Source organism: Ochrobactrum sp. P6BSIII, from assembly GCF_014138065.1.
In the GTDB taxonomy this organism is placed as follows: Bacteria; Pseudomonadota; Alphaproteobacteria; order Rhizobiales; family Rhizobiaceae; genus Brucella.
The window spans coordinates 53,743-76,528 of record NZ_JACGXB010000020.1 but is presented as its reverse complement, the minus strand read 5'-3'; the positions used below and the strand labels follow the sequence as shown (position 1 = coordinate 76,528).

Here is a 22,786-nt window from a genome sequence, read left to right as displayed (position 1 = left end):
TGAATCTCCGCTGACACATATACGGTTTCAAACGTAAAATTCGAAAAATCAAATAGATACATATAGTTGCTGGTGGTTTTTATGATTCCAACATTTGCTCAGCGCGTGAACTGAGGGATGCAAGTGTTGGAATCAGACCACTAGTGCTGGCGGAGTAAAGCTTTAGCGAAGGGCCTCCACAACGCGCGCGTCAAGGTTTTGGACGCTATAGCCTGAACGGGTGGGCGTCAGCCCCAGACGCACCACGGCCAGATGCATGGATGGAACGATCATGACGGTTTGTCCGTCATGGCCGGACATCCAGAATGCATCGTCTGGAATGCTGCCCTCGCCCGCCTTGGCCCCGCCTGCCCGCAACCAGACTTGCGCAGAACCGTAACGACCACCTGAGGCCGATGAAGGCTTGCGCATAAACGAAACGAAATCCGCTGGCAGAACCTGCTTGCCATCGAGTTTCGCCCCATCTGCCAGAAATGCGCCCAGCTTGGCCCAGTCGCGCGCCGTCGCATACATATAGGATGAGCCGGCAAACACGCCCGAGGCGTCGGTTTCCAATATGGCGCTGGTCATGCCCAGCGGTTCGAACAGAGCGATGCGCGGATAGACGAGTGCCTCATTCCGGTCGTCAAAACTCTCCATGAACAGCTTGGACAGAATATTCGCCGTACCGCTGGAATAGTTGAATTTCGTTCCCGGTTGCGCCTCCAGCGGAAGCGAAGCCGCAAATCCAGCCATATCCTTTTCGAGAAACAGCATGCGCGTAACATCCGCCACTGTTCCGTAATTCTCGTTGAACCGCAACCCGCTTTCCATGGCCATCAGATTGGCAACGGTAATCTTGGCGCGCTCGTCCTTTTGCCATTCCGGCAAAAGATTGCTTTTGCCCAGATCCATGCGATTTTCAGCAACGCGCATCCCGATCAGCGTCGCCATGACGGATTTGGTCATCGACCAGCCAAGAAGCGGCGTATCGGCGTTGAAGCCTTCTCCATAGGTTTCGGCGACAAGCTGACCATTTTGAATAACCGCGACCGCTCGCATACCGGGGCCCGCCAGTTCGTTGTCCTCGATAACGCTCTGCACCTTTGCGGAGATCGCGATATCCAGCGACGGCGCTGCCGCTGATGCCGCCTCATCGCTAACCATGCTACGACTATCCGTCGATTGAATATTGGCGCATCCCTGCCCGGGAAGAAACACAGCTTTGCTGGGCGCGAAGAATCCGAAAATCCGCACCGTTACGGTGTTGGTGTTGTCGTCCACGGCAACATTGAGGAATTTCAGCAGTGGATTTCCGGGTGCCTGAACATCATCGGCGAGAACCGCGTCGGCGTCACGCTTGGCGATAAAAACATTGGAGCAGACGATCTTGGCCGCATAACCCGTGCCAACCCGCAAAAGCTCCGGTGGGCTGAAACCAAGCCATGCCGCCGCGCCGACAAGCAGCAGAACGACCAAACCGAAGACGGATTGCAGGAACCGCTTTAAAAACTTCGACATGAAATACCGTCTTCTTTTCAGAGCAAGAACCGCATCCGTTTCGGGACAATGCACTTGCAAAAAACACGTCTAAACGAAGATCAATGTTGCTGCGCAATCAGGATTGCTTCTGATTTTTCTCCAGCAGGATACCTGACAGAATTTCGATTTGCTGCTGCTGTTTCTCAATCAGCCCTCGCAGTTCGTTCGAGCGCAGCTGATCGAATTTCTCATGCAGAGCCATGATTTCGATTTCGGCTTTCAAATTCACTTCATAATCGTGCGACGCGTCCAGCCGGTCCTTAGCCGCCTGCCGGTTCTGGCTCATCATGATGATTGGCGCTTGAACCGCCGCCAGCATGGAGAGAACCAGGTTGAGAAAAATATACGGATAAGGGTCAAAGGCTCTGGTCGCGAGCAAGCTGTTGAACACCACCCAGGCCGCAAGAATGACACCAAAGACAATGATAAAGGTCCATGAGCCGCCAAATTCGGCGACCTTGTCGGCCAAACGCTGCCCGGTGGTTCGCTTTTCGTCGAAGGATTGGTTGATATCTTGCGCGATGGTCTGCCTTTCGGCCAATCGCTTGAGAACGGACTTTTCCCGGGCGGTTAACGTCTCCGGCGATCGCCCCAGATAGCGCAACACCCTATCGAGAACTTCCTGACGAAACTTGCTGGTTTTATCGTCCGCTTCCGACATGCCGCTCTCCGAGTCTGACCACACTGAGTGCATGTTTCAGCGAAACGGAGATTCAGTCAATTACTGACGTTTTACAGAAACGATGTGCACGGCTCACCATATGAAAAGGGCGCTCGCGCGCCCCTCATTATTTTATCGATTGGAACTGCCCGGGCCATTCCACCGGCCACCGTGATGCCGGTGATGTCCACGATAGTAATCGCGCTTGTAATGACGGTGCGATTGCCAGCGGTGATCTCTGTAGTGGCGACGATCGGAACGCCAATGATCCCGTCTGTGGTAATTCCGCTTCTTCCAATGCTTATGCGAATGGTAACCGCGATGGTCGCGAACCTGTTCAACATTGGAGGTTACGCCGGGCTTTGCCAGATTGGCCACTGGCGCAGCGGAAGCCGCTCCGGCACCCACTAACAAGCCGACGCCAACAATTCCTGCGATAAGTCCACTAAAGAGCTTCATTTCCTGTACTCCTCTCGATGGAAGCATCATGAAACTTAGCGCATGAACTCAAAATGAACAGCTTTGACTTTTCAACCATCTGTGATCATCTTAATAAAACCATCAATATTCTTCAAAATATTTTTAGCGCGATAACAATTAGTTACCGCGATGGAAAAGCCAGGAAATACGCAGCAAATATTCGTTACAAATCTTCGATTGAGATAAATGCGGTCCGCTGTAAATTCATCTTCGGCGGCCCAAGCAACCGCCCCGACTGGAAGACACACCAGTCCGTTAAATTGCGTGTTGCCCCAATGACACGCAATTGACATGGGAGACGCCACGCTGCCCTTGTTGAGCGTCTCCCACTCCATCTTCTCGATGCAACCTGTACGGGTTCATTTTTCTGCCGCCTTTATGCAATCATCTCCACACGCGCTTCGTTGCATCAGCGGTGAAGCGCACCCCGGCGTCATTATGCACCAAACACAAACGTCGGGGTTTCTCCTTTTGGTTTCCGCCTCCCTACAGTTTCAGTCAATCTGATCGCGTTTGGCAATGAACGGTGAACTATCCGGCTATTCGTGCGTTACTCCTCTGTCCCCAAAACGCAAAACGGAGGAAATCCCGATGGACTGGAACCGTGTTGAAGGCAACTGGAAGCAGGTTAAAGGCAAGATCCAGGAACAATGGGGCAAGCTTACCGACGACGATCTGGACCAGATCAGCGGGCGTCGCGAACAGCTTGAAGGCAAGATTCAGGAACGGTACGGCATAGCCAAAGACCGCGCCAAATCCGAAATTGACGACTGGTATGACCGCCAGCGATGGTTGTCCTGAACGAAACCCCGCATTAGCGGGGTTTTTCGTGACCCTCCGCCACTTTTAAAAGTTCATCCTTTCAGCCACTCGACTTATACTTGCGACTCAGTTTTTATCCCGCTCCAATTGCTTTAGCTTTTGAATAGATATGAGGGAAACCATGCGGGGATTTATAGTCGCGGCGCTTCTGCTTGCTTCGGCTTCTGCGGCCAGTGCGGCTGAGAAACCAATCGATTCATATTATGCGCGCCTCAGCGCTGCCGATCATTTCAACTCGTCTGGCGAGCGGCTGACCACGGCAGCGGCCATTATTCGTCAGGATCGGGCGAATGTATATGTCTATGGCAAGCGCGATTCCGAAGACGATCTGGATGATTATTTCAACAACAAGGCCAACCGGGCGCGTCTTGAGCGCATGGTTGCCAATGGAAGCTTCTACGGACGCGCAGAGCACGACATTCTGAACGGCACGCCGTTGATTTATGTCGAGATTTACGACGACAGCGTTGTTGTGTCGGTCAAAGGCGATTGACCTTTAGGGGCATTGCCGCTCCGGATCGGACCAGCAACAATTCGTTACAAATATGCAATTGCGCTCTTCAACCGGCGGAATATCGTTCAAAGCGGGTCATATTGCGACCTGCTGCGTATTTCGTTGAACTGGTATGCAGCTATAGGGAGACGTGGCATGCCCTTGCCGCGCCTCCCTTTTTATATGGCCAACCGAAAGCCTGCTCGCGTTAGACGCTTGAGCCTGTCCAGCTTTCCCGATATCCAATAGTCCTGACCGTTCCAGTCTGATCTGCATCGCAGGGGTATGAAATGTCACGTAAACTGAATGTTGTTGCTTGTGCATTGGCGCTTCCCGCGCTGGCCTCCTGCACGGCGTCGCCTTCAGCCAACGTCAATCCGCCCAAGCCGCCCGTCGATCCCACGCCGATCATTGGCACTTGGTGTAGCAATAATGACAAGCGCTACACGATTTCGCAGGAGCGGTTCGATAGCCGTGACATGCAGTGTACGGTGATGAAACTCGACAACTACAAGGGAACATTCACGCTCAATCTGGTTTGCGGTAGCAACGCCCAACAGGTCAGCGAGAATGTGACGATCACCCCGATAGGCGATGCTCTTGAGATCGTATTCCTGTCGAAAGGTGTTCGCCATACCCGCGTAAACCGCTGTGGAGCTTCGCCCTCGGCGCCGGTTGTCGCTCCAGTGCAATCCGAGCCTGCTCCGTCTCTTCCACCCGTGCAATAAGCGGTGATTCCGGTAGCGCGTGATCAGTTTATGTTTGCGAAACGTTCCGACAGTTAGCCGGCAATGCACTTTCAGTAGCCTTAAATTTCCACATTTCTTGCTCCGGGCGGCCTATTAGGCTTGCACCAAGCGACAAATGCATTACCTGTCTCCTGACAAGCGAAAGCGACGATATTTTTCTTCAGGCCAGAGCCGCGCTTTCATCCACTCAGCTCAATCGGAGGCTTCGCCAATGAAGAAAGCTATTCTCATCTGCATCGCGGCATTATCGGCAGGCGGCTTCGCAGCCACCAACACAGTTATGGCTGCAACCTCTCCCAAGCAGCGCGCCGCCGAAGTGAAAGCGGTCGTAGACGCGGTTTCTCGCGAACTCCCGAAGAACCCGATCAACACAGTCATGTACATCCGCGCCAACAATTTCGAGGTTCTCGCCGGAACCTGCACGGTGCGGGCACATATCGTCTCTTCCAAAGCGACCGAAACCGGCAAGCCTGACAAGATCAAAGTCCGTCTTAACCGGCAGCGGTGCACGCGATAAGGGCAGGCAGTTTCTGCACAAGATTGCTTATTGTTAATATTGCGCATTCTGGCGGATCAAGCGTATCCATGAGATAATATTAGCTATGAGAGCTAGAGCGCTGACAAGGACATGGCATACTGCTCTGATCGCGGTCAGGGTGCTTTGTCTTGTTGTGCCAATTTTAGTCGCCCTCACCGCCCTTCTGCTCATTACCAAATATGATGGCGATAGAAATATCGTGACGAATACCGGCGTGCCAGGAGCCACCGCACCGACCGGCAACTGAAGGCTCGTGCAAGCGCATTGACGAGCCCTTAGGCGTGCCAACGAGATGAATTCAAAAGAGATTTGGAAATGGTGGGCGCGACAGGGATTGAACCTGTGACCCTTCGCGTGTGAAGCGAATGCTCTCCCGCTGAGCTACGCGCCCTTAGAGCCTTCTATGTGCTCAATCAAGGTGACGCGTATACGGTCCCGCTCGGGGCAAAGTCAAGCACCCGCAATCTCATTTCCCAAAATGATTTTCAGCACTGAAATCAGTTCGGTACGCTTCAACGAAAATGGCGGCTACCGAACGATAACCGCCATATCCAAGACCTGTAAATCCGTGCTGCCACTGAACGCCAGCGGCAGAGCGCCGATTAAAGCGCTGCCAGCCGCGAAGCTGCCGTCTTGTCGGAAGCCTTCTGCATGCCAGAGTCGCGATCATAAACGTCGCCGTAATAACGAATCTGGCCATTCGCATCCGGCCATGCCGTGAAATAGGAAATATAGACCGGCACGGGCTCAGGTACCTTGATGCCGCGCTCGTTCTTGCCGAAATATTTCTCCAGATCGCCAACGGGCTTGCCAAGCACGGCGGCAGCCATGTCACGCGGACGTTCCAGACGAATGCAGCCATGGCTCAGCGCGCGCATGTCGCGGCTGAAATAGGACTTTGCCGGTGTGTCATGCATGTAGATATCGTGTTCGTTCGGGAACAGAATCTTCAGCTCGCCCAGTGCATTGTCCAGGCTCGGCTTCTGCCGGATACCGACATGCGCCTTGCCCGATGCCACAGCGCTCCAGTTGACGGCACTCGCCGAAACCTTCTTGCCGCCGACATAGACTTCATAGCCATTCCGGTCGAGATAGCTGGTGTCGCGCATCACCTTGGGCAGCATTTCGTTCAAGATAATCGAACGCGGAACGCCCCAGGACGGGTTGAACACAACCGTCTGAACCTTGTTGTAGAAGAAATAGGTCTGGTGGGTCGGTGAACCGATCACCACGTTCATGCCGAGCTTTTCCTGACCGCCTTCGAAATATTCGGCACGGTAGGCAGGCTGGTTGACCATCACATAGCGTGTGCCAAAATCATGCGGCAGCCAGCGCAGGCGTTCCATGGAATAGAGAATGCGGTCACGCTTGACCGATGATTGCTCACCCTGCAACGCGGAAATCGTGTTGCGTCCGATAACGCCATCGGGCGCGCTGCCGGAAAGCTTCTGATAGTCCTTGATCGCAGAAACCAGTTCCGGATCGTAAAGGCTCGTATCGGCATGAGCCTGCAAGATATCGCGGTGCTTTTCCAGATAGTCGGCAGGTGCATGTTTGGTAATGAGCGCGACGATCTTGGCCAGCTGATCACTGCTGTCACCCGGACGAATAGCGCCATCGAGAGACACACGAACGGTTTCACCCGTCGGCGCGTCCGTCTCGGACAAAGCCTGCTTCAAAGCCGCATATTGCGCATTGTCGGGCTGGAACCCGTGCAGATAAGCGGACGGATCAGCTTCATCCGCCAGTTTGGCCAGCACAGCTTTCGGATCGACGCGATCACGCGGCAGATCATGGAAACCGCTCAGGCGGTCGGCGATTACACGTCCCTCGCCCGCGTCCATCGCATAGCGCAGCGCACGGGCCGACATGCGAACTTCAAACTCGGCCAGCTTCTGCTGACGTTCTTCGTTCTGCGCCGGATCGAAATTGTCAGACGGGATCGTCACCGCATATTCGTCGGCGTTGAGACCGTCTTCGCCTGCACGTGCGAAAAAAGCTGCAACGGCCTTGGCGCGATCAAGCACCTTGCCGTCTGCCGACCACATGAAAGAGCGGTTGGTCGAATAATAGGAAACGATCGCTTCCGCGATGGGTTTCTCAGCCTTCACATCGACCGACTTCAAATAATCCATCGCTGCGTCGAAAGCGCGATTGCCAGCCGTTTCGCTGGCTTCTGGCGCCTTATCCACGCGGATTGGAGACATGCCGGATGTCAGCGGATCAACAGCAGTTGTCGGAGCCGTTGCAGCCGTAACCTGCATGTCGAGCGCCGTGAAATCGATCTTGATCAGCGTTTCCGGCTTGTAATCATAGATTTCCGGTCCCTTGACCGTCACACGCTGTACTGGAGGCGCGATGCGCGTTGGCGCCTTTGGCGCAGCCGCGGCTGCAGCGCGGGGAGCGACGGCGGCGGGCGGAAGCGGAGCAACAGGCTGCTCGGCCTGCTGACGGCGCTGCTGGAACAGCTCGAAAAGTGAATTCGCTGCCTGCGCCTGCGTAACAGGGAACAAGGCTGATGCAGCCAGAGCCAATACCATCGCTTTGCGGATATAAGACCCGCTCGTGCGAATTTCCTTTGCATCCATCTGCGCGCGCCGAGAAAACTGCATTTCAACCGCCAAAGTTAGCATGTCCGCCAAAAGGCGAATCCGTCTCAATCATTTCGCGTAGATTTTATGAATCTCGTATAGAAAGTTTTAACGCTAACGCCACTTCTTTCAATTTCTTGCTCTAAATTAATCACAAAACTTTGAGGGAGACGTATTAAAGCAACATGTGGCCTACAACGGTCGGCCCGTGTTTATCCCATTGCGCAATGTGCCGCAGTGGCTTCCGCTTCTCATCGCGCTAAAAGCCCCTCAGAATTTATCCCGAACGCTACCCAGCAATCCGGGTTGAGCAACATAACGTGCAGGCGGCGATCTCGCGATTTCCGGCCAGCGCGGCAGGCAAGCAAGCGAGGTACCACGATGGCAGAAGCAAGCGCCGCCGATCTTTTTCCTCTTGGCGAAGACATCACCCCTTATCGCAAACTGACCTCCGACTTTGTTTCGGTCGATACATTCAAAGGCCAGGAAATCCTGACCGTCGACCCGGCAGGTCTGCGTCTTCTTTCTGAAGCGGCATTTGCCGATATCAACCATCTGCTGCGCCCGGGACACCTCCAGCAGCTTGCCAAGATCATGGAAGACCCGGAAGCGACCGATAATGATCGCTTTGTGGCCTATGATCTTCTGAAAAACGCCAATATCGCCGCAGGCGGCGTCCTGCCGATGTGTCAGGATACCGGCACCGCGATCATCATGGGCAAGAAGGGCCGTCGCGTCTGGACCGAAGGCGGCGATGCCGACGCGCTCGGCAGCGGCGTGCTCGACGCCTATAACAAGAAGAACCTGCGTTATTCGCAGCTCGCACCGCTGTCGATGTTCGAGGAAAAAAATACCAAGAACAACCTGCCTGCGCAGATCGACATCTATGAAGAAGGCGAAGACGCCTACAAATTCCTGTTCGTGGCAAAAGGCGGCGGTTCGGCCAACAAGACGTTCCTGTATCAGGGTACGCCTTCGCTTTTGACCCATGACCGCATGATCGATTTCCTCAAGGACAAGATCCTGAGCCTCGGTACAGCCGCCTGCCCGCCTTACCATCTGGCAATTGTCATCGGCGGCACATCAGCCGAGATGAACCTCAAGACCGTCAAGCTTGCCTCCACGCGCTATCTCGATAGCCTGCCGACGGAAGGTTCGGAAACCGGCCATGCTTTCCGCGATCTGGAAATGGAAGCTGAAATCCACAAGCTGACCCAGTCGCTGGGCGTCGGCGCACAATTCGGCGGCAAGTATTTCTGCCATGACGTGCGCGTTATCCGCCTGCCGCGCCATGGCGCATCGTTGCCAATCGGCATCGGCGTTTCTTGCTCGGCAGATCGTCAGGCCAAGGGCAAGATCACCAAGGAAGGCATTTTCCTGGAACAGCTGGAGACCAATCCAGCACAATACATGCCTGAAATCGACGAAGAAAAGCTGTCGTCGCATGTGGTGAAGATCGATCTCAACCAGCCAATGGCCGAGATCCTGAAAGAACTGTCCAAGCACCCCGTCAAGACGCAGCTTTCGCTGACCGGTCCGATTATCGTCGCCCGCGATCTGGCGCATGCGAAAATTCGCGAGCGGCTGGAAAACGGCGAATCCATGCCCGATTATTTCAAGAACCACCCGATCTATTACGCTGGTCCGGCAAAGACGCCAGCCGGTTATGCATCCGGTTCGTTCGGCCCAACCACGGCAGGCCGTATGGATTCCTATGTCGACCAGTTCCAGTCGTTCGGCGGCTCCATGGTGATGCTCGCCAAGGGCAACCGTTCGCGTCAGGTGCGCGAAGCCTGCGGAAGCCATGGCGGTTTCTATCTCGGCTCCATCGGCGGCCCGGCTGCTCGTCTGGCGCAGGACTGCATCAAGAAAGTTGAAGTGGTCGAATATCCGGAACTGGGTATGGAAGCCATCTGGCGGATCGAAGTGGAAGATTTCCCGGCCTTCATCGTCATCGACGATAAGGGCAATGATTTCTTCAAGGAACTCAATCTGGGTTGATCTGGCCCGATTGATCTCCGAAACGAATAAGGGCGGCTGTTAGAGCCGCCCTTTTTATATCAGGCATTCGCTCCGCCATCGGCGGTCAGCGTGGCACCCGTCACGAAACGCGACTCGGGACCTGCAAGCCATGCCACCAGATTTGCAATATCATCCGGCGAGCCATAGCTTCCCGTCGCGATACGCTCCAGCTGCGGGCCAGAGTGATCACCGCCAGCGGGGTTCATATCCGTATTGGTAGACCCCGGCTGTACGACATTGACCGTAACACCCTTGGGGCCAAGATCGCGGGCAAGCCCCTTCGTCAGACCAATCAATGCCGACTTGCTGGCGGCATAGAGGCTAATGCCCGGCCAAGCGACAAGGTCAGCCAGGTTAGAGCCAATGGTGATGATGCGTCCACCCTCGCCCAGATGCCGCGAAGCTGCGGATATAGCCGCGAACACCGCGCGGAAATTAACCGCCATAACCTCATCGAAATCCGCAAGCGTCACCTGATCCAGAGGCGCGGCTTTCCAGATGCCAGCGCTATTGACCAGAATATCCAGACGACCCAGCTCTTTGACCGTCGCTTCAATCGTTGCAGCAATTTCATCGGCGTTACGGTTATCCGCCTTGAATGCGACTGCTCGACCACCTTCGGCAGTGATCGCCGATACGACTGCGTCGGCTTTTTCCTTCGAGCTTACATAGGTGATTGCAACACTTGCACCGTCTTTCGCCAGTCGTCGCGCAATCGCGGCGCCGATACCGCGACTACCGCCGGTTACGAAGGCCACTTTTCCATCCAAAGGCTTTCCAGACATGAAGGCATCCTTTCTGTATCGATTGATACATAATAGGTGTCAGGCTTGCCGAATATCGTCAAGATGTTTATTTAACGATCAATACAAAAAGGAGATTGGCGTGTCGGAACGCGGTAGACCTCGCAATTTTGACCGGGAACAGGCATTGCGCGCTGCGATGTATGTTTTCTGGGAAAAGGGCTTTGACGGTGCATCGCTGTCGGACCTGACAGCCGCGATGGGCATCAATGCGCCCAGCCTTTATGCCGCCTTTGGCAGCAAGGAGGGGCTCTATATGGATGCCCTGTCGCTCTATTCGAACGAGGTCGGCACCGATATCTGGACGCAACTGGAAGAAACGCCTGACGTGAAGCAGGCATTTGAACGGTTTTTGATTGTGAGCGCCGAGACTTTCTCGGTCACCGACAAGCCACGTGGATGCCTGATCGCGCTGGATGCGCTTAACCGTACCCAGTCCAGCCAGAATGTCTGCAATGTCCTGAAAGAACGCCGCAACAACAATATTGAGGTGCTGCGCACCCGCCTTCAGCGCAGTATCGATGAAGGTTCCCTGCCCGCGACTATCGACACAGGCGCTATCGCCACCTTTTACGCGACAGTGCAGAACGGCATGTCCATCCTCGCCCGCGACGGTGGTAGCGCTGAAAGTCTGATCGCCGCAGCGCATGGCGCAATGGCGGCATGGGACAGACTTACCGCAGCGTGATCGGTTTCTGCCCCTATGCCACAGCCCGCAAAGGCACGGGGCCACTCACATAATCTGCAATTTTTCCGGCCACATCCGGGCTGGCTATGATCCGTCGGTGCCCAAGACCATCAGCCCAGTGCAGCCGGACATGCGACCCCGCTTTGGCAACCATTTCAGCACAACGCGCTGGAACTTCCTTGTCGTCGCGCGCATGAATGACAAGTGTCGGGATCGACAGTCGGCGCAGATGCACATCGGTATCGAAATCATGGATCGGTCGCGCGGCAATTTGCTGAACAGTGTCCTTCATCGCCTGACGCACATCAGCGTTCAAGCGAAGCACCTTTCCGAACCCTTCGAAAACACCATTCATGGAATGCGGTGACGCAATCGTGACCAGCTTGGCGGGGCGCCGCTCGCGGTAGCAGCCCAGTGGCCCGGCAGCCGCATTGACCACGACCGCGCCACCGAAGGAATGCCCCACCATGGCGTAGAACGGCCCATATTGACGCCACGCGGCATCCACAGCCGCGATAGCCTGAACGAAATGCAGTTCGCGTCCCGCCGAAGCGCCGTGTCCTGGCAGATCAAGGGCGACCACTCGCTCACCGCGTGCGACCAGCGCACTGACAATGGCCATCATATCCGCGCTGCGCGAACCCCAGCCATGCACTACGAGCGATGTGCGAACATTGTGCCGGTCCACGCCTGCGGGTTCGAACAAATAGGTTGCCACAACGCCCCGATCGATAATCAGATCAAGCCTTTTGGCCTTGAGCAACTCTTCGCTCGTCTGTTGCAACTTTTCCGCATAGGCTTTCGTCTTCGGCTTGCGGCTGGGCGTGCGGCAGAAAATCTTGAACGCCGCGCGACCGGCACGTTCCGGCGCGATGTGTCCGAGCACGCCCAGACCGAATCGCGTAACCTGAAGAGATAACGTTGCCATAGCGGGGCCTCATCATGTTCAATCCTGAACAAATAATTGTACAAGAATGAACAAAATGCAAGACAAGATACAAAAGCTGCCGTGGGATAATCCGCGCTTCAAAAACTGGATTGCTGTTGCGAGAGCTGGCAAGGCGGTTGAACGCGCGCTGGCACAGGGGCTTGCGCCATTCGATCTGAAGATCGCCGACCTTGATGTGCTGATGAATATTTATCGCCATCCGGGCGAATCGCAGCACGATCTCGCCCGTAGAATTCTGGTCGGGCGGTCCAACATCACGATGTTGCTGCCGAAGCTGGAGAATCGCGGACTGCTAATACGCACCGGCGATGCGACCGACAAGCGTATCATCCGCCTCACCCTCACACAGGATGGTGAGAAGCTGCTCGGTGAAGCACTGGCGGTCTATAGCGAGTTGATCGACCGCGTTATGGCCCACTCGACTGCATCGCAATGCAACGCCATGGGCGACATGATGCGACGCATCGCGGAAATGCTAGAGAAAGAATGACGCGCGATTAAAGCATTTCCAGCAAAAGTGCGAAGCGGTTTTGCGTAGAATAATGCGTGAAAACAAATGGATAGAGCGGTTTCGACGATTCCGTAAAAATGGAAACCGCTCTAGCGGTCGCGCTTAAGCCCTTTTTCGGCCAGTTCATCGAGATAGGTCTGCCAAAGCGTCTCTTTTTCGGTGCCGAGCTTATGCAGATAGGTCCATGAAAAAAGGCCGGTATCGTGCATATCGTCAAAGGTGATACGCACCGCGTAATTGCCCACCGGCTCGACCTTGATGATCTCGACATTGCGCTTGCCGCCAACCGTAATGCGCTGTTCGGGCGAATGGCCCTGCACTTCTGCCGATGGAGAAAGCACACGCAGCAGCTCTGCGGTCAGTTCAAATCGCTCGCCGCTGTCAAAAGCCACCGTCAGCAATTTGCGGTCGCTGGAAACGCGCAGTTCGGTCGGCCAGACGTCGCTCATTGCTGTTCTCCATATCAAAGCGCACTCCGCAATCGTCGGAGCTTGCATGTGATAGGCCGCATGTCAAAATACCGCAAGTGCGTTGAAACTGCTTCAGCCCGGCAAAACTGGACAAGGCGAAGCGGAAGTCCTATCTCATAAGAGCAGGAGGATACTGCGTCGTACCTTATGGGAACAATGGCTTCACAGATGAGAACCTTGCAGGCACAGCCCTTTGTTTCCCCGACCGGACCGATGATCGATCCTTTCGGGCGGACGGTCAGTTATTTGCGCGTTTCGGTGACGGATCGTTGCGATTTCCGCTGCACCTATTGCATGGCGGAACATATGACCTTCCTTCCCAAGAAGGATCTGCTGACGCTGGAAGAGCTGGAACGGCTCTGCACTGTGTTCATCGACAAGGGCGTGCGCAAGCTGCGCCTGACTGGCGGTGAACCATTGGTGCGCAAGAACATCATGCATCTGATCCGTGGGCTCTCACGCCATCTGGCATCCGGAGCGCTAGAAGAACTGACGCTGACCACCAATGGCTCGCAGCTTTCGCGTTTTGCCGGAGAACTGGCTGACTGCGGCATCAAGCGCATCAATGTCTCCCTCGATACGCTCAACCCCGAAAAGTTTCACGAAATTACCCGCTGGGGCGATCTTGCCCGTGTGCTTGAGGGTATCGATGCCGCGCAAAAGGCAGGCATCCACGTGAAGATCAATGCTGTTGCCCTGAAAGATTTCAACGAATTCGAAATTCCGGACCTTATCCGCTGGGCCCATGGCCGCGATATGGATATGACACTGATCGAAACCATGCCGATGGGTGAAATCGAATTCGACCGCACTGACCAATATCTGCCGTTATCGCGGGTGCGCAGCGACTTGTCTGGTCAGTTCACGATGAATGATATCCCCTATCGCACGGGCGGCCCTGCCCGCTATGTGACGATAGAGGAAACCGGCGGACGTCTTGGCTTCATCACGCCGTTGACCCATAATTTTTGCGAAAGTTGCAATCGTGTTCGCCTGACCTGTACCGGCATGCTCTATATGTGCCTCGGCCAGAATGATGATGCTGATCTTCGCAAGGCGCTGCGTGAGAGTGACAGCGATGCATTCCTGAGCCAGGCTATCGACGAGGCTATTTCGCGCAAGCCAAAGGGCCATGATTTCATCATCGACCGCGATCATAACCGGCCAGCTGTGGCGCGCCATATGAGCCTGACCGGCGGATAAAGCGCATTTATACTTTTGAGTGAAAATACTCGCAAATAATTGTCGCGAAATAAACTTTAACACGGTATTGGATTCTAAACTGGATTCTATACCGTGCTGCAGTCAGAGAATTTCCGCGCAAGTATATATATGCTTCTCGCCATGGGTGTGTTCACCATCGGGGACAGCATCACCAAATTCCTTCTCACGGAAATGAACAGCGGTCAGTATATGCTGATCCGCGGCGTCTTCGCGACGTTGATGATCGGCTTTCTGGCCTGGCGTCACGGCGCCTTGCGCAAACTTTCTCTGGAACGAATGACGGTCCTGCGCGTGCTGGGCGAAGTGGTTGCGACAGTCACTTACATCGTTTCGCTCGGTCATCTTTCTCAGGCCTTCTGCTCTGCTGTGTTTCAGGCAACACCCTTGGTGGTGACACTTGGAGCCGCGATCTTTCTGAAGGAGAAAGTCGGCTGGCGGCGCTGGGCCTGTATTCTGATGGGCTTTGTCGGCGTCCTCATCATCATCCGCCCCGGTTCAGCCGGTGCGGCAAGTTTCGCCGCTGTGGCCGTCTTGCTGGCGAGCGTCGGCTTTGCGGCACTACGTGACATTGCCACACGCCGCGTACCGGCCCATGTGCCAACGCTTTATCTTTCCACGCTGACCGCCGGCGCGATTGCCATAACCGGAGGCGTGCTGACTGTCCCCATGGGCGGATGGCAGCCTATCGGCCTTGTTCCTGTTGCCGCCATGCTCTGCGCGGCCGTGCTGTTGCTAATCGGATATCACTTCATCATTCTGGCCATGCGTGAAGGTGAAGTGTCCTTCGTCTCCCCGTTCCGCTATTCCAGCCTGCTTTGGGCGATAGGCTTGAGCATAGCGGTCTTTGGCGAAGCGCCGGATAGCTATACAATCATTGGCTCTGTCATGGTCGTCGGAAGCGGTATCTACATGGTCTATCGCGAAAACGCGCTGAAGAAGCGTGAGAAGAACAAGAGCACACTGGCTTCCATTCCAACTGGTCTCGGACCGAAATAATGGTCGATCAGTCAGATATCGCCGGTGCGATCATTGCCGGTGGATTGTCGAGCCGGATGCGCGAAGGCGGAATTGCGGGAGACAAGTTCCTGCAGGTTCTGGGTTCGGGCACCATCATTGCCGAAGTTGCCTCGCGACTGAAACCACAGGTGGGATCGCTTTTCATCAATGCCAATGGCGACCCATCGCGGCTGGCCAGCCTCGGCTCGACCATTGTCGCTGATATCCCCGCAGAGCACGGCGGCCCTCTGCCGGGCATTCTCACCGCGCTCATCCACGCAAAAGGTTCCCCATGGCTGCTGACCGCAGCGGCTGACACGCCGTTTCTGCCTGCTGATCTCGGAAACCGGCTCCTTGAATGCCAAAGACAGAGTGGCAAGGACATCATCCTTGCCAGTTCCGCCGGGCATGTTCATCCCATTTTTGGCCTGTGGCGCACGCAACTGGCGGATCGGCTGAGAGACTGGCTTTCGACGGCGGAGAAAGCCAGTGTTCTGGCATTCGCACGCGATGTTGATTTCGAAATGGTAGACTTTCCGCTTGTAACCACCAAGGATCGCTCGAAAACCTATGATCCATTCTTCAATATCAACCGGCCCGATGATCTTGTCGAAGCCCGGCGATTGAATCGACTGAACGGAGAGATGCCATGACGCAAAAGCTTTTCGGCATTACGGGCTGGAAGAATTCCGGCAAGACCACCCTGACCGAAAAGCTCGTGCGCTGCCTGACCGAACGCGGCTATCGCATCGCGACAATCAAACATGCGCATCATAATTTCGACATCGATCACGAAGGCACCGATTCCTGGCGGCATCGCAAAGCGGGCGCAGCAGAAGTCGCCATCGTTTCAGACCGCCGCTTCGCCATCATGCATGAAAATCTCGACGGGCCGGAAATCTCGCTGCAAGACATCGCGGACAAGCTTGCGCCCTGCGATCTGATTCTCGTCGAAGGCTATAAACGCGAGCCGCATAAGAAAATCGAGCTACGCCGAACAGGCAGTCATGACGGCCCACCGCTCGCCGAAAACGACCCAAGCATCGTCGCGATTGCAACCAATTATCCACAACCGGGCTTGAGCCTGCCGGTCTTCGATATCAATATGGTCGATGAAATTGCCGATTTCATCCAAAATGAAATGGCGCTTTGAGCAATTCCCTACCACTTTCCGCCAAAACGTCAGCTTTCACTATTTTGCTGCCACTTTCGGCGGAATACGCTGTGAATTCAGCAATAATTATACGCAAAATTATTACGCAAGCCATCTTGCCTTCCGGTGAAAAGTGGTGGGAATATTGCGATCATGTTGGAGGGCGGCGGCGAACATGCGAAAAATTATTGCGCAGCCTCCGCTGAACCATCTATTGGTAGCGGCTGGAGGAATGTCTATCGATCGATAATCCTCAATTATAAATTGCAATTGCACGACAAATGGCTGACCAGAAAAATAATCGGGGAACCAGCCAGAGTAAACGAGAGGACTAAATATGCGCGTATTGAAGCGTATCGTAGTAGCAGCTTCGGTTGCGACCATTGCAACCATGGCTGGCGGATTGGCCATCGGCGCCGCAAATGCCCAGGAGCCTTTGAAGCTCACCATCGCCACGGAAGGCGCCTATCCCCCCTTCAATTTCATCAAGCCGGACGGCACCCTGTCGGGATTTGACGTGGATATTGCGAAGGCACTTTGCGATGAAATGAAGGCGCAATGTACCTTCATCACCCAGGAATGGGATGGCGCAATTCCAGCACTTCAGGCTGGCAAGTTCGACGCCTTTATCGCTTCCATGTCCATCACCGATGAACGCAAGAAGCAGGTCGATTTCTCCAACAAATACTACAATACGCCTCCGGGTATCGTCGCTCCAAAGGATAGCGACATCAAGGGTGTGACCAAGGAAGATCTCGCTGGCAAGACGATCGGCGTTCAGGTTTCCACCACCCATGCCAATTACTCGGAAAAGACCTTTACCGACAGCACGATCAAGGCCTACCCAACCGCTGAGGAATATCGTCTCGATCTGGCCAATGGCCGTCTCGATGCCGCCAATGACGATAGCGTCACGCTGGGCGAATGGCTGAAGACCCCGGATGGCGCATGCTGCAAGATGGTCGGCACCTTCCCGCCAGTTGTTGAAATTCACGGTCCCGGCGCAGGCGTTGCCTTCAAGAAGGGCCGCCCGGAACTGGTTGAAAAGTTCAACGCAGCTATTAAGGCGATCCGTGCCAACGGAAAGTATAAGGAAATCAACGATAAGTACTTTGAGTTCGACGCTTACGGCGCCGAAAACTAGGTTTCTTTGAAGACGTATGCGCCGGTTTGTATCAAACAAACCGGCGCACATCATTTATGGCGGACAGTTCGGTAGAAGCGCTCGAAACAGAGACCACCGGACGAATAAACGCCCAGAAAAAAGAAAAAAGGCGATGGAACATTACGCCACATTATTGAGTTTCGGCCCTGAAGGTTGGTCGAGAAGTATCGCCTGGGGGCTTCTGGTAACGGTTACTCTCGCAATAGCCACCCTGCCCATCGGCCTCGTGCTCGGATTTCTGGTTGCTTTGGGGAAGCAATCGAGCGAACCGTCGATCCGACTGGCTTCGAATATCTACACGACCATTTTCCGTGGCCTGCCTGAGCTGCTGACACTGTTCCTGGTTTATTTCGGCGCCTCTCTTGGTTTGCAGAAACTCCTGGCACTGTTTGGCATCAATGCCAATGTCGAGATCAATGCCTTCGCCGCGGGTATGGTAGCGCTCGGTTTCGTTTTCTCATCCTATTCGAGTGAAGTCTTCCTGTCCGCTTTCCGCGCCATTCCACGGGGGCAATATGAAGGCGGTTATGCCGTCGGCCTGTCGCACTGGCAGACCATGCGCAAGGTCATCCTGCCGCAATTGATCCGCATCGCCCTGCCGGGCCTTGCCAATCTGTGGCTGGTGCTGCTGAAAGACACCTCGCTGGTATCGGTGATCACCCTGTCCGACATCATGCGGCAGACATCCATCGCAGCCCGCGTGACCAAAGAGCCATTCCTGTTCTTCGGCGTTGCCTGCCTGCTTTATCTCGCTCTTGCGATTATCTCGTCCTATTTCATCAACCGTATCGCCCAATGGGCTGATGCGGGCAGCAACCGGTCGCGAGGCGCATGATCATGAGCGAAGCTGTCACACAAAACAGTGCTGCTGTCATAGCGCCACCGCCGGTCGCCCGCCAATGGACCCGCGCCCGCATTGCAGGTCATATCTTCGTCGGCATCTGGGCTTTGCTCTTCGCTGGTCTGGCCATCTATCTCTACAATGTCTGGCGTATCGATCTCTTCGAGACCTATGGTCCGCGCTACTGGTCCGGCCTTCTGATCACGCTGAAGCTCGTCGTCGTGTCGATCCTTGTCGGCGCAGTGCTTTCGGTCCCAATTGCAGCCGCACGCATGTCGAACAATCGCTGGCTGAAAGCCATTGCGTTTGGCTATGTCTATTTCTTCCGCGGCACCCCGCTTCTGGCGCAAACCTTCCTGATTTATTACGGTTTCGGCACTTTCCGGCCTTTCCTCGAAAGCATCGGCCTGTGGGTGTTTTTCCGTGATGCATGGAACTGTGCGATTCTCGCTTTCTCGCTCAACACGGCTGCCTATCAGGCCGAAATCCTGCGTGGCGCGATCCAGAGTGTTGCCATGGGCCAGTGGGAAGGTGCAGCAGCGCTCGGCATTTCCAAGCGTGTGACATTCTGGAAAGTCATTCTTCCTCAGGCGCTGATCGTTGCCCTGCGTCCATACGGCAATGAAATCATTCTTATGATCAAGGGATCGGCTATCGTCGCCATCATCACGGTTCTCGACCTGATGGGTGAAACACGGCGCGCTTATTCTCGCACCTTCGATTTCCAGACCTATCTCTGGGCAGCAGTGATCTATCTGCTGATGGTCGAAGTGCTGCGACACATCTGGGATTATCTCGAGCGACGGCTGACACGACATCTTGTTCGCTGATTTAATGAGAACGTTCTGAATTAGCCCCCGGCAGCCTTGCAGCTTCTGGGGGCTATCTGTTTAAACTGGAGCACATGCCGAAAAGTGTGCAACGGTCTTCGGACGAGATGTGCGTTAAAATAAGCAACTGGTGTGTGCCTTCGCCAAAAGGTGGGCGCATCCAATTCCTGAACCATAGCAATGGGCAATATCATGCTGAAAATCTGGGGTCGCACCAATTCCACCAACGTCAAGAAAGCGCTCTGGATAGCGCAGGAACTTGGCCTTGATTACGAACAATTCGACGTTGGCGGTCAGTTTGGCGGGTTGGATGACCCGACCTTCCTCGCACGTAATCCCAACGGACTTATTCCGCTTGTCGAAGACGGCGAAACCGTGCTGTGGGAATCGAATGTCATCACGCGCTATCTGGCGGCGACATATGGCAAGGACAGCCTGTGGATCGAAAATCCGGCCAAGCGCGCACAGGCGGAAAAGTGGATGGATTGGGCCTCCAATACGCTCTACACCGATTTCAGCAATGTCATGAAGCATATGATCCGCCTGCCCGTAGACAAGCGTGATCCGGAAATCCTGCAACGGGGTCTCGATGGCCTTGCGCGTTCCATGACGATTGCCAATAGCGGGTTGGACCATTCGCCCTGGTTCTCTGGAGAAGAGTTCGGCATCGGCGACATTCCGGTTGCCTGCTATGCCTATGCCTGGTTCGAGTTCCCCATCGAACGTCCTTCCCTTCCGCAGCTGGAAAACTGGTATGAGCGGCTGAAAGAGCGCCCTGCCTACCGTTCGGCTGTGATGACACCCCTCACCTGATCATACGGTCCATAATCTATCCAGAGGAATGAACGAATGACGACCACTGCAAAAGTAGCCTTTCTCGGCCTGGGCGTGATGGGCTACCCGATGGCTGGGCACCTGAAGAACAAGGGTGGCCACGACGTTACGGTTTTTAACCGCACGACAGCCAAGGCGGAAAAATGGGCGAAAGAATTTGGTGGCAGCTTCGCGGCCACGCCCGCAGAGGCAGTGCGCGATGCGGATTATGTATTCGCCTGCGTCGGCAATGACGACGACCTGCGTTCTGTCACCATCGGCGCGGACGGTGCTTTTTCGACAATGAAAAAGGATGCGATCTTCATCGACAATACGACGGCCTCTGCCGAAGTTGCGCGTGAGCTTTCGGAAGAAGCGCAGAAGCGTGGAATTCACTTCATTGATGCACCGGTTTCGGGTGGTCAGGCTGGCGCAGAAAACGGCGTACTGACCGTGATGGTTGGCGCCAGCGAAGCCGTCTTCGAGCGAGCCAAGCCGATTATCGATGCCTATGCACGATCTGTAGGCCTGATGGGTCCGGTCGGTTCTGGTCAGCTTGCCAAGATGGTGAACCAGATTTGCATCGCCGGTCTCGTTCAGGGGCTGGCCGAGGGCATTCATTTTGGCAAGAAGGCTGGCCTTGATATCGAAAAGCTCATCGCAGTCATCTCCAAGGGCGCTGCCGGTTCCTGGCAGATGGAAAACCGCTCGGGCACGATGAACCAGGGCAAATATGATTTCGGCTTCGCTGTCGACTGGATGCGCAAGGATCTGGGGATTTGCCTCGACGAAGCAGATCGCAATGGCGCGCTTCTGCCTGTCACAGCGCTTGTCGACCAGTTCTACAAGGAAGTGCAGAAGATCGGCGGCAATCGCTGGGATACGTCTTCGCTGCTGGCTCGTCTGGAGCAGAAGTAGTCACCACCTGACATATTCAAAAGAAAAAAGCCCGGCATCGCAGCCGGGCTTTTCTTGATATAGACTTGATCAGTTCGATCAGAACTTGACCTTTGCCGTCAGCGAGAGACCACCGACGAAATCGTTACCGAAGGTACCCTTCGAACCGAGCAGGCTGAGCTCATTATTGACAACCGTGTCGTCGATTTCGCCCGAAGTCAGCCAGCCAGCAGCACCAGCCAGACGAACTTCAAACTGATCGTTCGGCTTATAGTTGGTGCCGAGGCCAAACAGCCAGATGTCGGTCTGCGAGGTCAGGCCAGTGCTCGTGCCGCGGTCCCAGGTCACAGTTCCTGCAACTGACCACTGGTCGTTCAGTTTGTGGCCAACGCCGCCGCTCACAGTCCAGCCATCCTGATAATAAAGGTTCAAGCTGGTGACCTTGGTACCAGTCGGAAGAACCTTGCTATCGGATGCGACAAAATTGACGGCCTCAATGCTGGACCAATCGGTCCACTTGACCGAACCAAAAGCGAGCCAATCTGGCGCGATACCAGTCTGGAACTTGAACTCAACCGACTGCGGGGTCGAAACGTCGCTGCCCACATTGATTGGAATGCTCTGGCCAGTGATTGGATTCAGAACCAGATTATCAACGGTGCCTTCCAGATCATAGTTGATCTTGGACTGATAAACGACGCTGGCGCGAACAGCATATTCAGGAATTTCATAGGCTGCACCGAGACGCCAGCCAAAGGCATGGTCATCTACGTCCAGCGAGCCGACGCGAAATGGACCTGCCGGAATGCCGTAGGGATTACCCTGAGGCAAGCCCGGGATCATCTTGGTCTGTTCGCCGTGCAATTCCTGATAGCTCACGCCACCGAGAAGACGGAAATAACCCTTTTCGCCTGCAGCGAAACGATAAGAACAGTTCAGGCCGTAGTCGTTCGACGAGATCTTCTGTTCGATAGCGGTGTAAGAACGGACCGTATCAATGCCGACATCCGTGCTGATGCCCCATGGCTGGCGATATTGCGCAGCGCAGGCAAGATCAGTGGTCAGATCGAACTTGGCCGACAGTTTCGGCACCCAGTAGCTCTTCGCCTCATCAACGCTCGTCTCAAAAGGACGCCCCGTCGCGGGATTGATGCCGCCAGTCATACCGCTGATGGCCGAGCCACGGATATCTTTCAGCTTACGTTGCGGAGCGACAAAGGTGCCGGACGCATCGACAGCATTTCCCTGTTCGAACAGAATATCGAAATCCTGCGAGCTGCGTTCAAAACCACCTGCATGAGCGACAACCGCGCTCCCAAGCAGTACCGCCGCAATTCCCCCTATTTTTAAGCCGCGTCCGCTCATAAATGTCCTCCCAGATAGCAACGGCATTAACGTTGACGCAAACGTAAAACAGGATGAAATAGACCTGCAATATCCAATCATTCGCGGGCCAGTTGCTTGCTTAGAGCGGCCACATCAAAAATGCCTAAAATGTGTTGGATTTTTATGTCTGCCGGAAATATTCCGACAAATAGTGGCCGGAAATTTGCCCAAATTGGCCCTTTT

The 22,786-nt window shown here is 54.9% G+C and carries 25 protein-coding genes and 1 tRNA gene; 16 read left to right on the top strand and 10 right to left on the bottom strand.

Features of this window, described 5'->3' with window-relative positions:
• Positions 1 to 162 precede the first annotated feature (162 nt).
• The 4 genes from FHW00_RS21725 to FHW00_RS21710 form a co-directional block, all read right to left on the bottom strand.
• Positions 163 to 1,500 carry a serine hydrolase domain-containing protein gene (locus FHW00_RS21725; RefSeq protein ID WP_078340445.1) on the bottom strand — a complete coding sequence of 446 codons (1,338 nt, stop codon included), beginning with the start codon at positions 1,498 to 1,500 and terminating at the stop codon, positions 163 to 165.
• Positions 1,501 to 1,597: 97 nt separating this feature from the next.
• Positions 1,598 to 2,182 (bottom strand): DUF1003 domain-containing protein, encoded by a 585-nt coding sequence (locus tag FHW00_RS21720; RefSeq protein WP_078340444.1) that lies wholly within the window; start codon positions 2,180 to 2,182, stop codon positions 1,598 to 1,600.
• A gap of 132 nt (positions 2,183 to 2,314) precedes the next feature.
• Positions 2,315 to 2,641 carry a hypothetical protein gene (locus tag FHW00_RS21715; RefSeq protein ID WP_078340443.1) on the bottom strand — a complete coding sequence of 109 codons (327 nt, stop codon included), beginning with the start codon at positions 2,639 to 2,641 and terminating at the stop codon, positions 2,315 to 2,317.
• A gap of 71 nt (positions 2,642 to 2,712) precedes the next feature.
• Complete coding sequence (locus FHW00_RS21710) at positions 2,713 to 2,997, bottom strand: hypothetical protein (protein ID WP_078340442.1); 285 nt, start codon at positions 2,995 to 2,997, stop codon at positions 2,713 to 2,715.
• A 256-nt stretch (positions 2,998 to 3,253) separates the two neighbouring features.
• Here FHW00_RS21710 and FHW00_RS21705 point away from each other — a divergent pair, with 256 nt between their 5' ends.
• The 4 genes from FHW00_RS21705 (at position 3,254) to FHW00_RS21690 (ending at position 5,243) form a co-directional block, all read left to right on the top strand.
• Positions 3,254 to 3,463, top strand: coding sequence for a CsbD family protein (locus FHW00_RS21705; protein ID WP_078340441.1), 210 nt, complete (start codon positions 3,254 to 3,256; stop codon positions 3,461 to 3,463).
• 142 nt (positions 3,464 to 3,605) lie between these two features.
• A complete protein-coding gene (locus FHW00_RS21700; protein WP_078340440.1) occupies positions 3,606 to 3,977 on the top strand; it encodes a hypothetical protein in 372 nt (123 codons plus the stop codon).
• A 290-nt stretch (positions 3,978 to 4,267) separates the two neighbouring features.
• On the top strand, positions 4,268 to 4,705 hold the full coding sequence (locus FHW00_RS21695; protein ID WP_176168366.1) for a hypothetical protein: 438 nt from the start codon (positions 4,268 to 4,270) through the stop codon (positions 4,703 to 4,705).
• Positions 4,706 to 4,937: 232 nt separating this feature from the next.
• Positions 4,938 to 5,243, top strand: a complete 306-nt coding sequence (locus FHW00_RS21690) for a hypothetical protein (RefSeq protein WP_078340439.1) — start codon at positions 4,938 to 4,940, stop codon at positions 5,241 to 5,243.
• Positions 5,244 to 5,580: 337 nt separating this feature from the next.
• On the opposite strand, the gene FHW00_RS21685 is transcribed toward FHW00_RS21690, so the two are convergent.
• Positions 5,581 to 5,655: transfer RNA gene (locus FHW00_RS21685), tRNA-Val, on the bottom strand.
• Positions 5,656 to 5,866: 211 nt separating this feature from the next.
• Positions 5,867 to 7,876, bottom strand: coding sequence for a L,D-transpeptidase family protein (locus FHW00_RS21680; RefSeq protein WP_078340460.1), 2,010 nt, complete (start codon positions 7,874 to 7,876; stop codon positions 5,867 to 5,869).
• A 360-nt stretch (positions 7,877 to 8,236) separates the two neighbouring features.
• Between FHW00_RS21680 and FHW00_RS21675 the strand changes: the two genes are divergently transcribed.
• Positions 8,237 to 9,856, top strand: coding sequence for a fumarate hydratase (locus tag FHW00_RS21675; protein WP_078340438.1), 1,620 nt, complete (start codon positions 8,237 to 8,239; stop codon positions 9,854 to 9,856).
• A 59-nt stretch (positions 9,857 to 9,915) separates the two neighbouring features.
• Here FHW00_RS21675 and FHW00_RS21670 read toward each other — a convergent pair whose 3' ends face one another.
• Complete coding sequence (locus FHW00_RS21670) at positions 9,916 to 10,662, bottom strand: 3-oxoacyl-ACP reductase family protein (protein WP_078340437.1); 747 nt, start codon at positions 10,660 to 10,662, stop codon at positions 9,916 to 9,918.
• A 100-nt stretch (positions 10,663 to 10,762) separates the two neighbouring features.
• Here FHW00_RS21670 and FHW00_RS21665 point away from each other — a divergent pair, with 100 nt between their 5' ends.
• Positions 10,763 to 11,368 (top strand): TetR/AcrR family transcriptional regulator, encoded by a 606-nt coding sequence (locus tag FHW00_RS21665; protein WP_078340436.1) that lies wholly within the window; start codon positions 10,763 to 10,765, stop codon positions 11,366 to 11,368.
• Positions 11,369 to 11,381: 13 nt separating this feature from the next.
• Here the strand turns inward: FHW00_RS21665 and FHW00_RS21660 are convergent, their stop codons facing one another.
• Entirely contained in the window at positions 11,382 to 12,296 is a 915-nt protein-coding gene (locus FHW00_RS21660) for an alpha/beta fold hydrolase (protein WP_078340435.1), read from the bottom strand.
• Between the two features lie 46 nt (positions 12,297 to 12,342).
• Between FHW00_RS21660 and FHW00_RS21655 the strand changes: the two genes are divergently transcribed.
• Entirely contained in the window at positions 12,343 to 12,807 is a 465-nt protein-coding gene (locus FHW00_RS21655; RefSeq protein ID WP_113533576.1) for a MarR family transcriptional regulator, read from the top strand.
• Positions 12,808 to 12,917: 110 nt separating this feature from the next.
• Here FHW00_RS21655 and FHW00_RS21650 read toward each other — a convergent pair whose 3' ends face one another.
• Positions 12,918 to 13,277 carry a gamma-butyrobetaine hydroxylase-like domain-containing protein gene (locus FHW00_RS21650; RefSeq protein ID WP_078340433.1) on the bottom strand — a complete coding sequence of 120 codons (360 nt, stop codon included), beginning with the start codon at positions 13,275 to 13,277 and terminating at the stop codon, positions 12,918 to 12,920.
• 189 nt (positions 13,278 to 13,466) lie between these two features.
• On the opposite strand from FHW00_RS21650, the gene moaA reads away from it, so the two are divergent.
• The 9 genes from moaA (at position 13,467) to FHW00_RS21605 (ending at position 21,238) form a co-directional block, all read left to right on the top strand.
• A complete protein-coding gene (moaA, locus tag FHW00_RS21645; RefSeq protein WP_078340459.1) occupies positions 13,467 to 14,501 on the top strand; it encodes a GTP 3',8-cyclase MoaA in 1,035 nt (344 codons plus the stop codon).
• A 129-nt stretch (positions 14,502 to 14,630) separates the two neighbouring features.
• The gene (locus FHW00_RS21640) at positions 14,631 to 15,518 is read left to right on the top strand and encodes a DMT family transporter (RefSeq protein WP_078340432.1); all 888 of its coding nucleotides are present in this window, start codon (positions 14,631 to 14,633) and stop codon (positions 15,516 to 15,518) included.
• Positions 15,518 to 16,171 (top strand): molybdenum cofactor guanylyltransferase MobA, encoded by a 654-nt coding sequence (mobA, locus tag FHW00_RS21635; protein ID WP_113533577.1) that lies wholly within the window; start codon positions 15,518 to 15,520, stop codon positions 16,169 to 16,171. Before FHW00_RS21640 ends, mobA begins: the two co-directional genes overlap by 1 nt.
• Positions 16,168 to 16,671 carry a molybdopterin-guanine dinucleotide biosynthesis protein B gene (gene mobB / locus FHW00_RS21630; RefSeq protein ID WP_113533578.1) on the top strand — a complete coding sequence of 168 codons (504 nt, stop codon included), beginning with the start codon at positions 16,168 to 16,170 and terminating at the stop codon, positions 16,669 to 16,671. The genes mobA and mobB overlap by 4 nt, the downstream gene beginning before the upstream one ends.
• 337 nt (positions 16,672 to 17,008) lie before the next feature.
• Positions 17,009 to 17,815, top strand: a complete 807-nt coding sequence (locus tag FHW00_RS21625) for an ABC transporter substrate-binding protein (RefSeq protein WP_078340430.1) — start codon at positions 17,009 to 17,011, stop codon at positions 17,813 to 17,815.
• Between the two features lie 133 nt (positions 17,816 to 17,948).
• A complete protein-coding gene (locus FHW00_RS21620; protein ID WP_078340429.1) occupies positions 17,949 to 18,671 on the top strand; it encodes an ABC transporter permease in 723 nt (240 codons plus the stop codon).
• A gap of 2 nt (positions 18,672 to 18,673) precedes the next feature.
• The gene (locus FHW00_RS21615) at positions 18,674 to 19,507 is read left to right on the top strand and encodes an ABC transporter permease (protein ID WP_078340428.1); all 834 of its coding nucleotides are present in this window, start codon (positions 18,674 to 18,676) and stop codon (positions 19,505 to 19,507) included.
• Between the two features lie 192 nt (positions 19,508 to 19,699).
• The gene (locus tag FHW00_RS21610) at positions 19,700 to 20,320 is read left to right on the top strand and encodes a glutathione S-transferase family protein (RefSeq protein ID WP_078340458.1); all 621 of its coding nucleotides are present in this window, start codon (positions 19,700 to 19,702) and stop codon (positions 20,318 to 20,320) included.
• A 36-nt stretch (positions 20,321 to 20,356) separates the two neighbouring features.
• Positions 20,357 to 21,238: an NAD(P)-dependent oxidoreductase gene (locus FHW00_RS21605; RefSeq protein WP_078340427.1), complete on the top strand. Its 882-nt coding sequence runs from the start codon at positions 20,357 to 20,359 to the stop codon at positions 21,236 to 21,238.
• A gap of 78 nt (positions 21,239 to 21,316) precedes the next feature.
• Here the strand turns inward: FHW00_RS21605 and FHW00_RS21600 are convergent, their stop codons facing one another.
• Positions 21,317 to 22,381, bottom strand: coding sequence for an OmpP1/FadL family transporter (locus tag FHW00_RS21600; RefSeq protein WP_445557986.1), 1,065 nt, complete (start codon positions 22,379 to 22,381; stop codon positions 21,317 to 21,319).
• Positions 22,382 to 22,786: the final 405 nt, after the last annotated feature.

Bases quoted from the DNA above. Each gene is read 5' to 3' on its own strand.
- FHW00_RS21660 (WP_078340435.1), bottom strand. From the start codon at position 12,296: ATGGCAACGTTATCTCTTCAGGTTACGCGATTCGGTCTGGGCGTGCTC.
- FHW00_RS21715 (WP_078340443.1), bottom strand. From the start codon at position 2,641: ATGAAGCTCTTTAGTGGACTTATCGCAGGAATTGTTGGCGTCGGCTTG.
- FHW00_RS21700 (WP_078340440.1), top strand. From the start codon at position 3,606: ATGCGGGGATTTATAGTCGCGGCGCTTCTGCTTGCTTCGGCTTCTGCG.
- FHW00_RS21625 (WP_078340430.1), top strand. From the start codon at position 17,009: ATGCGCGTATTGAAGCGTATCGTAGTAGCAGCTTCGGTTGCGACCATT.
- FHW00_RS21680 (WP_078340460.1), bottom strand. From the start codon at position 7,876: ATGCAGTTTTCTCGGCGCGCGCAGATGGATGCAAAGGAAATTCGCACG.
- FHW00_RS21670 (WP_078340437.1), bottom strand. From the start codon at position 10,662: ATGTCTGGAAAGCCTTTGGATGGAAAAGTGGCCTTCGTAACCGGCGGT.
- FHW00_RS21600 (WP_445557986.1), bottom strand. From the start codon at position 22,381: ATGACTGGCGGCATCAATCCCGCGACGGGGCGTCCTTTTGAGACGAGC.
- moaA (WP_078340459.1), top strand. From the start codon at position 13,467: ATGAGAACCTTGCAGGCACAGCCCTTTGTTTCCCCGACCGGACCGATG.
- mobA (WP_113533577.1), top strand. From the start codon at position 15,518: ATGGTCGATCAGTCAGATATCGCCGGTGCGATCATTGCCGGTGGATTG.
- FHW00_RS21725 (WP_078340445.1), bottom strand. From the start codon at position 1,500: ATGTCGAAGTTTTTAAAGCGGTTCCTGCAATCCGTCTTCGGTTTGGTC.
- FHW00_RS21655 (WP_113533576.1), top strand. From the start codon at position 12,343: ATGAACAAAATGCAAGACAAGATACAAAAGCTGCCGTGGGATAATCCG.
- FHW00_RS21620 (WP_078340429.1), top strand. From the start codon at position 17,949: ATGGAACATTACGCCACATTATTGAGTTTCGGCCCTGAAGGTTGGTCG.
- FHW00_RS21640 (WP_078340432.1), top strand. From the start codon at position 14,631: ATGCTTCTCGCCATGGGTGTGTTCACCATCGGGGACAGCATCACCAAA.
- FHW00_RS21695 (WP_176168366.1), top strand. From the start codon at position 4,268: ATGTCACGTAAACTGAATGTTGTTGCTTGTGCATTGGCGCTTCCCGCG.
- FHW00_RS21720 (WP_078340444.1), bottom strand. From the start codon at position 2,182: ATGTCGGAAGCGGACGATAAAACCAGCAAGTTTCGTCAGGAAGTTCTC.
- FHW00_RS21705 (WP_078340441.1), top strand. From the start codon at position 3,254: ATGGACTGGAACCGTGTTGAAGGCAACTGGAAGCAGGTTAAAGGCAAG.
- FHW00_RS21610 (WP_078340458.1), top strand. From the start codon at position 19,700: ATGCTGAAAATCTGGGGTCGCACCAATTCCACCAACGTCAAGAAAGCG.
- FHW00_RS21690 (WP_078340439.1), top strand. From the start codon at position 4,938: ATGAAGAAAGCTATTCTCATCTGCATCGCGGCATTATCGGCAGGCGGC.
- FHW00_RS21675 (WP_078340438.1), top strand. From the start codon at position 8,237: ATGGCAGAAGCAAGCGCCGCCGATCTTTTTCCTCTTGGCGAAGACATC.
- FHW00_RS21650 (WP_078340433.1), bottom strand. From the start codon at position 13,277: ATGAGCGACGTCTGGCCGACCGAACTGCGCGTTTCCAGCGACCGCAAA.
- mobB (WP_113533578.1), top strand. From the start codon at position 16,168: ATGACGCAAAAGCTTTTCGGCATTACGGGCTGGAAGAATTCCGGCAAG.
- FHW00_RS21710 (WP_078340442.1), bottom strand. From the start codon at position 2,997: ATGGAGTGGGAGACGCTCAACAAGGGCAGCGTGGCGTCTCCCATGTCA.
- FHW00_RS21615 (WP_078340428.1), top strand. From the start codon at position 18,674: ATGAGCGAAGCTGTCACACAAAACAGTGCTGCTGTCATAGCGCCACCG.
- FHW00_RS21605 (WP_078340427.1), top strand. From the start codon at position 20,357: ATGACGACCACTGCAAAAGTAGCCTTTCTCGGCCTGGGCGTGATGGGC.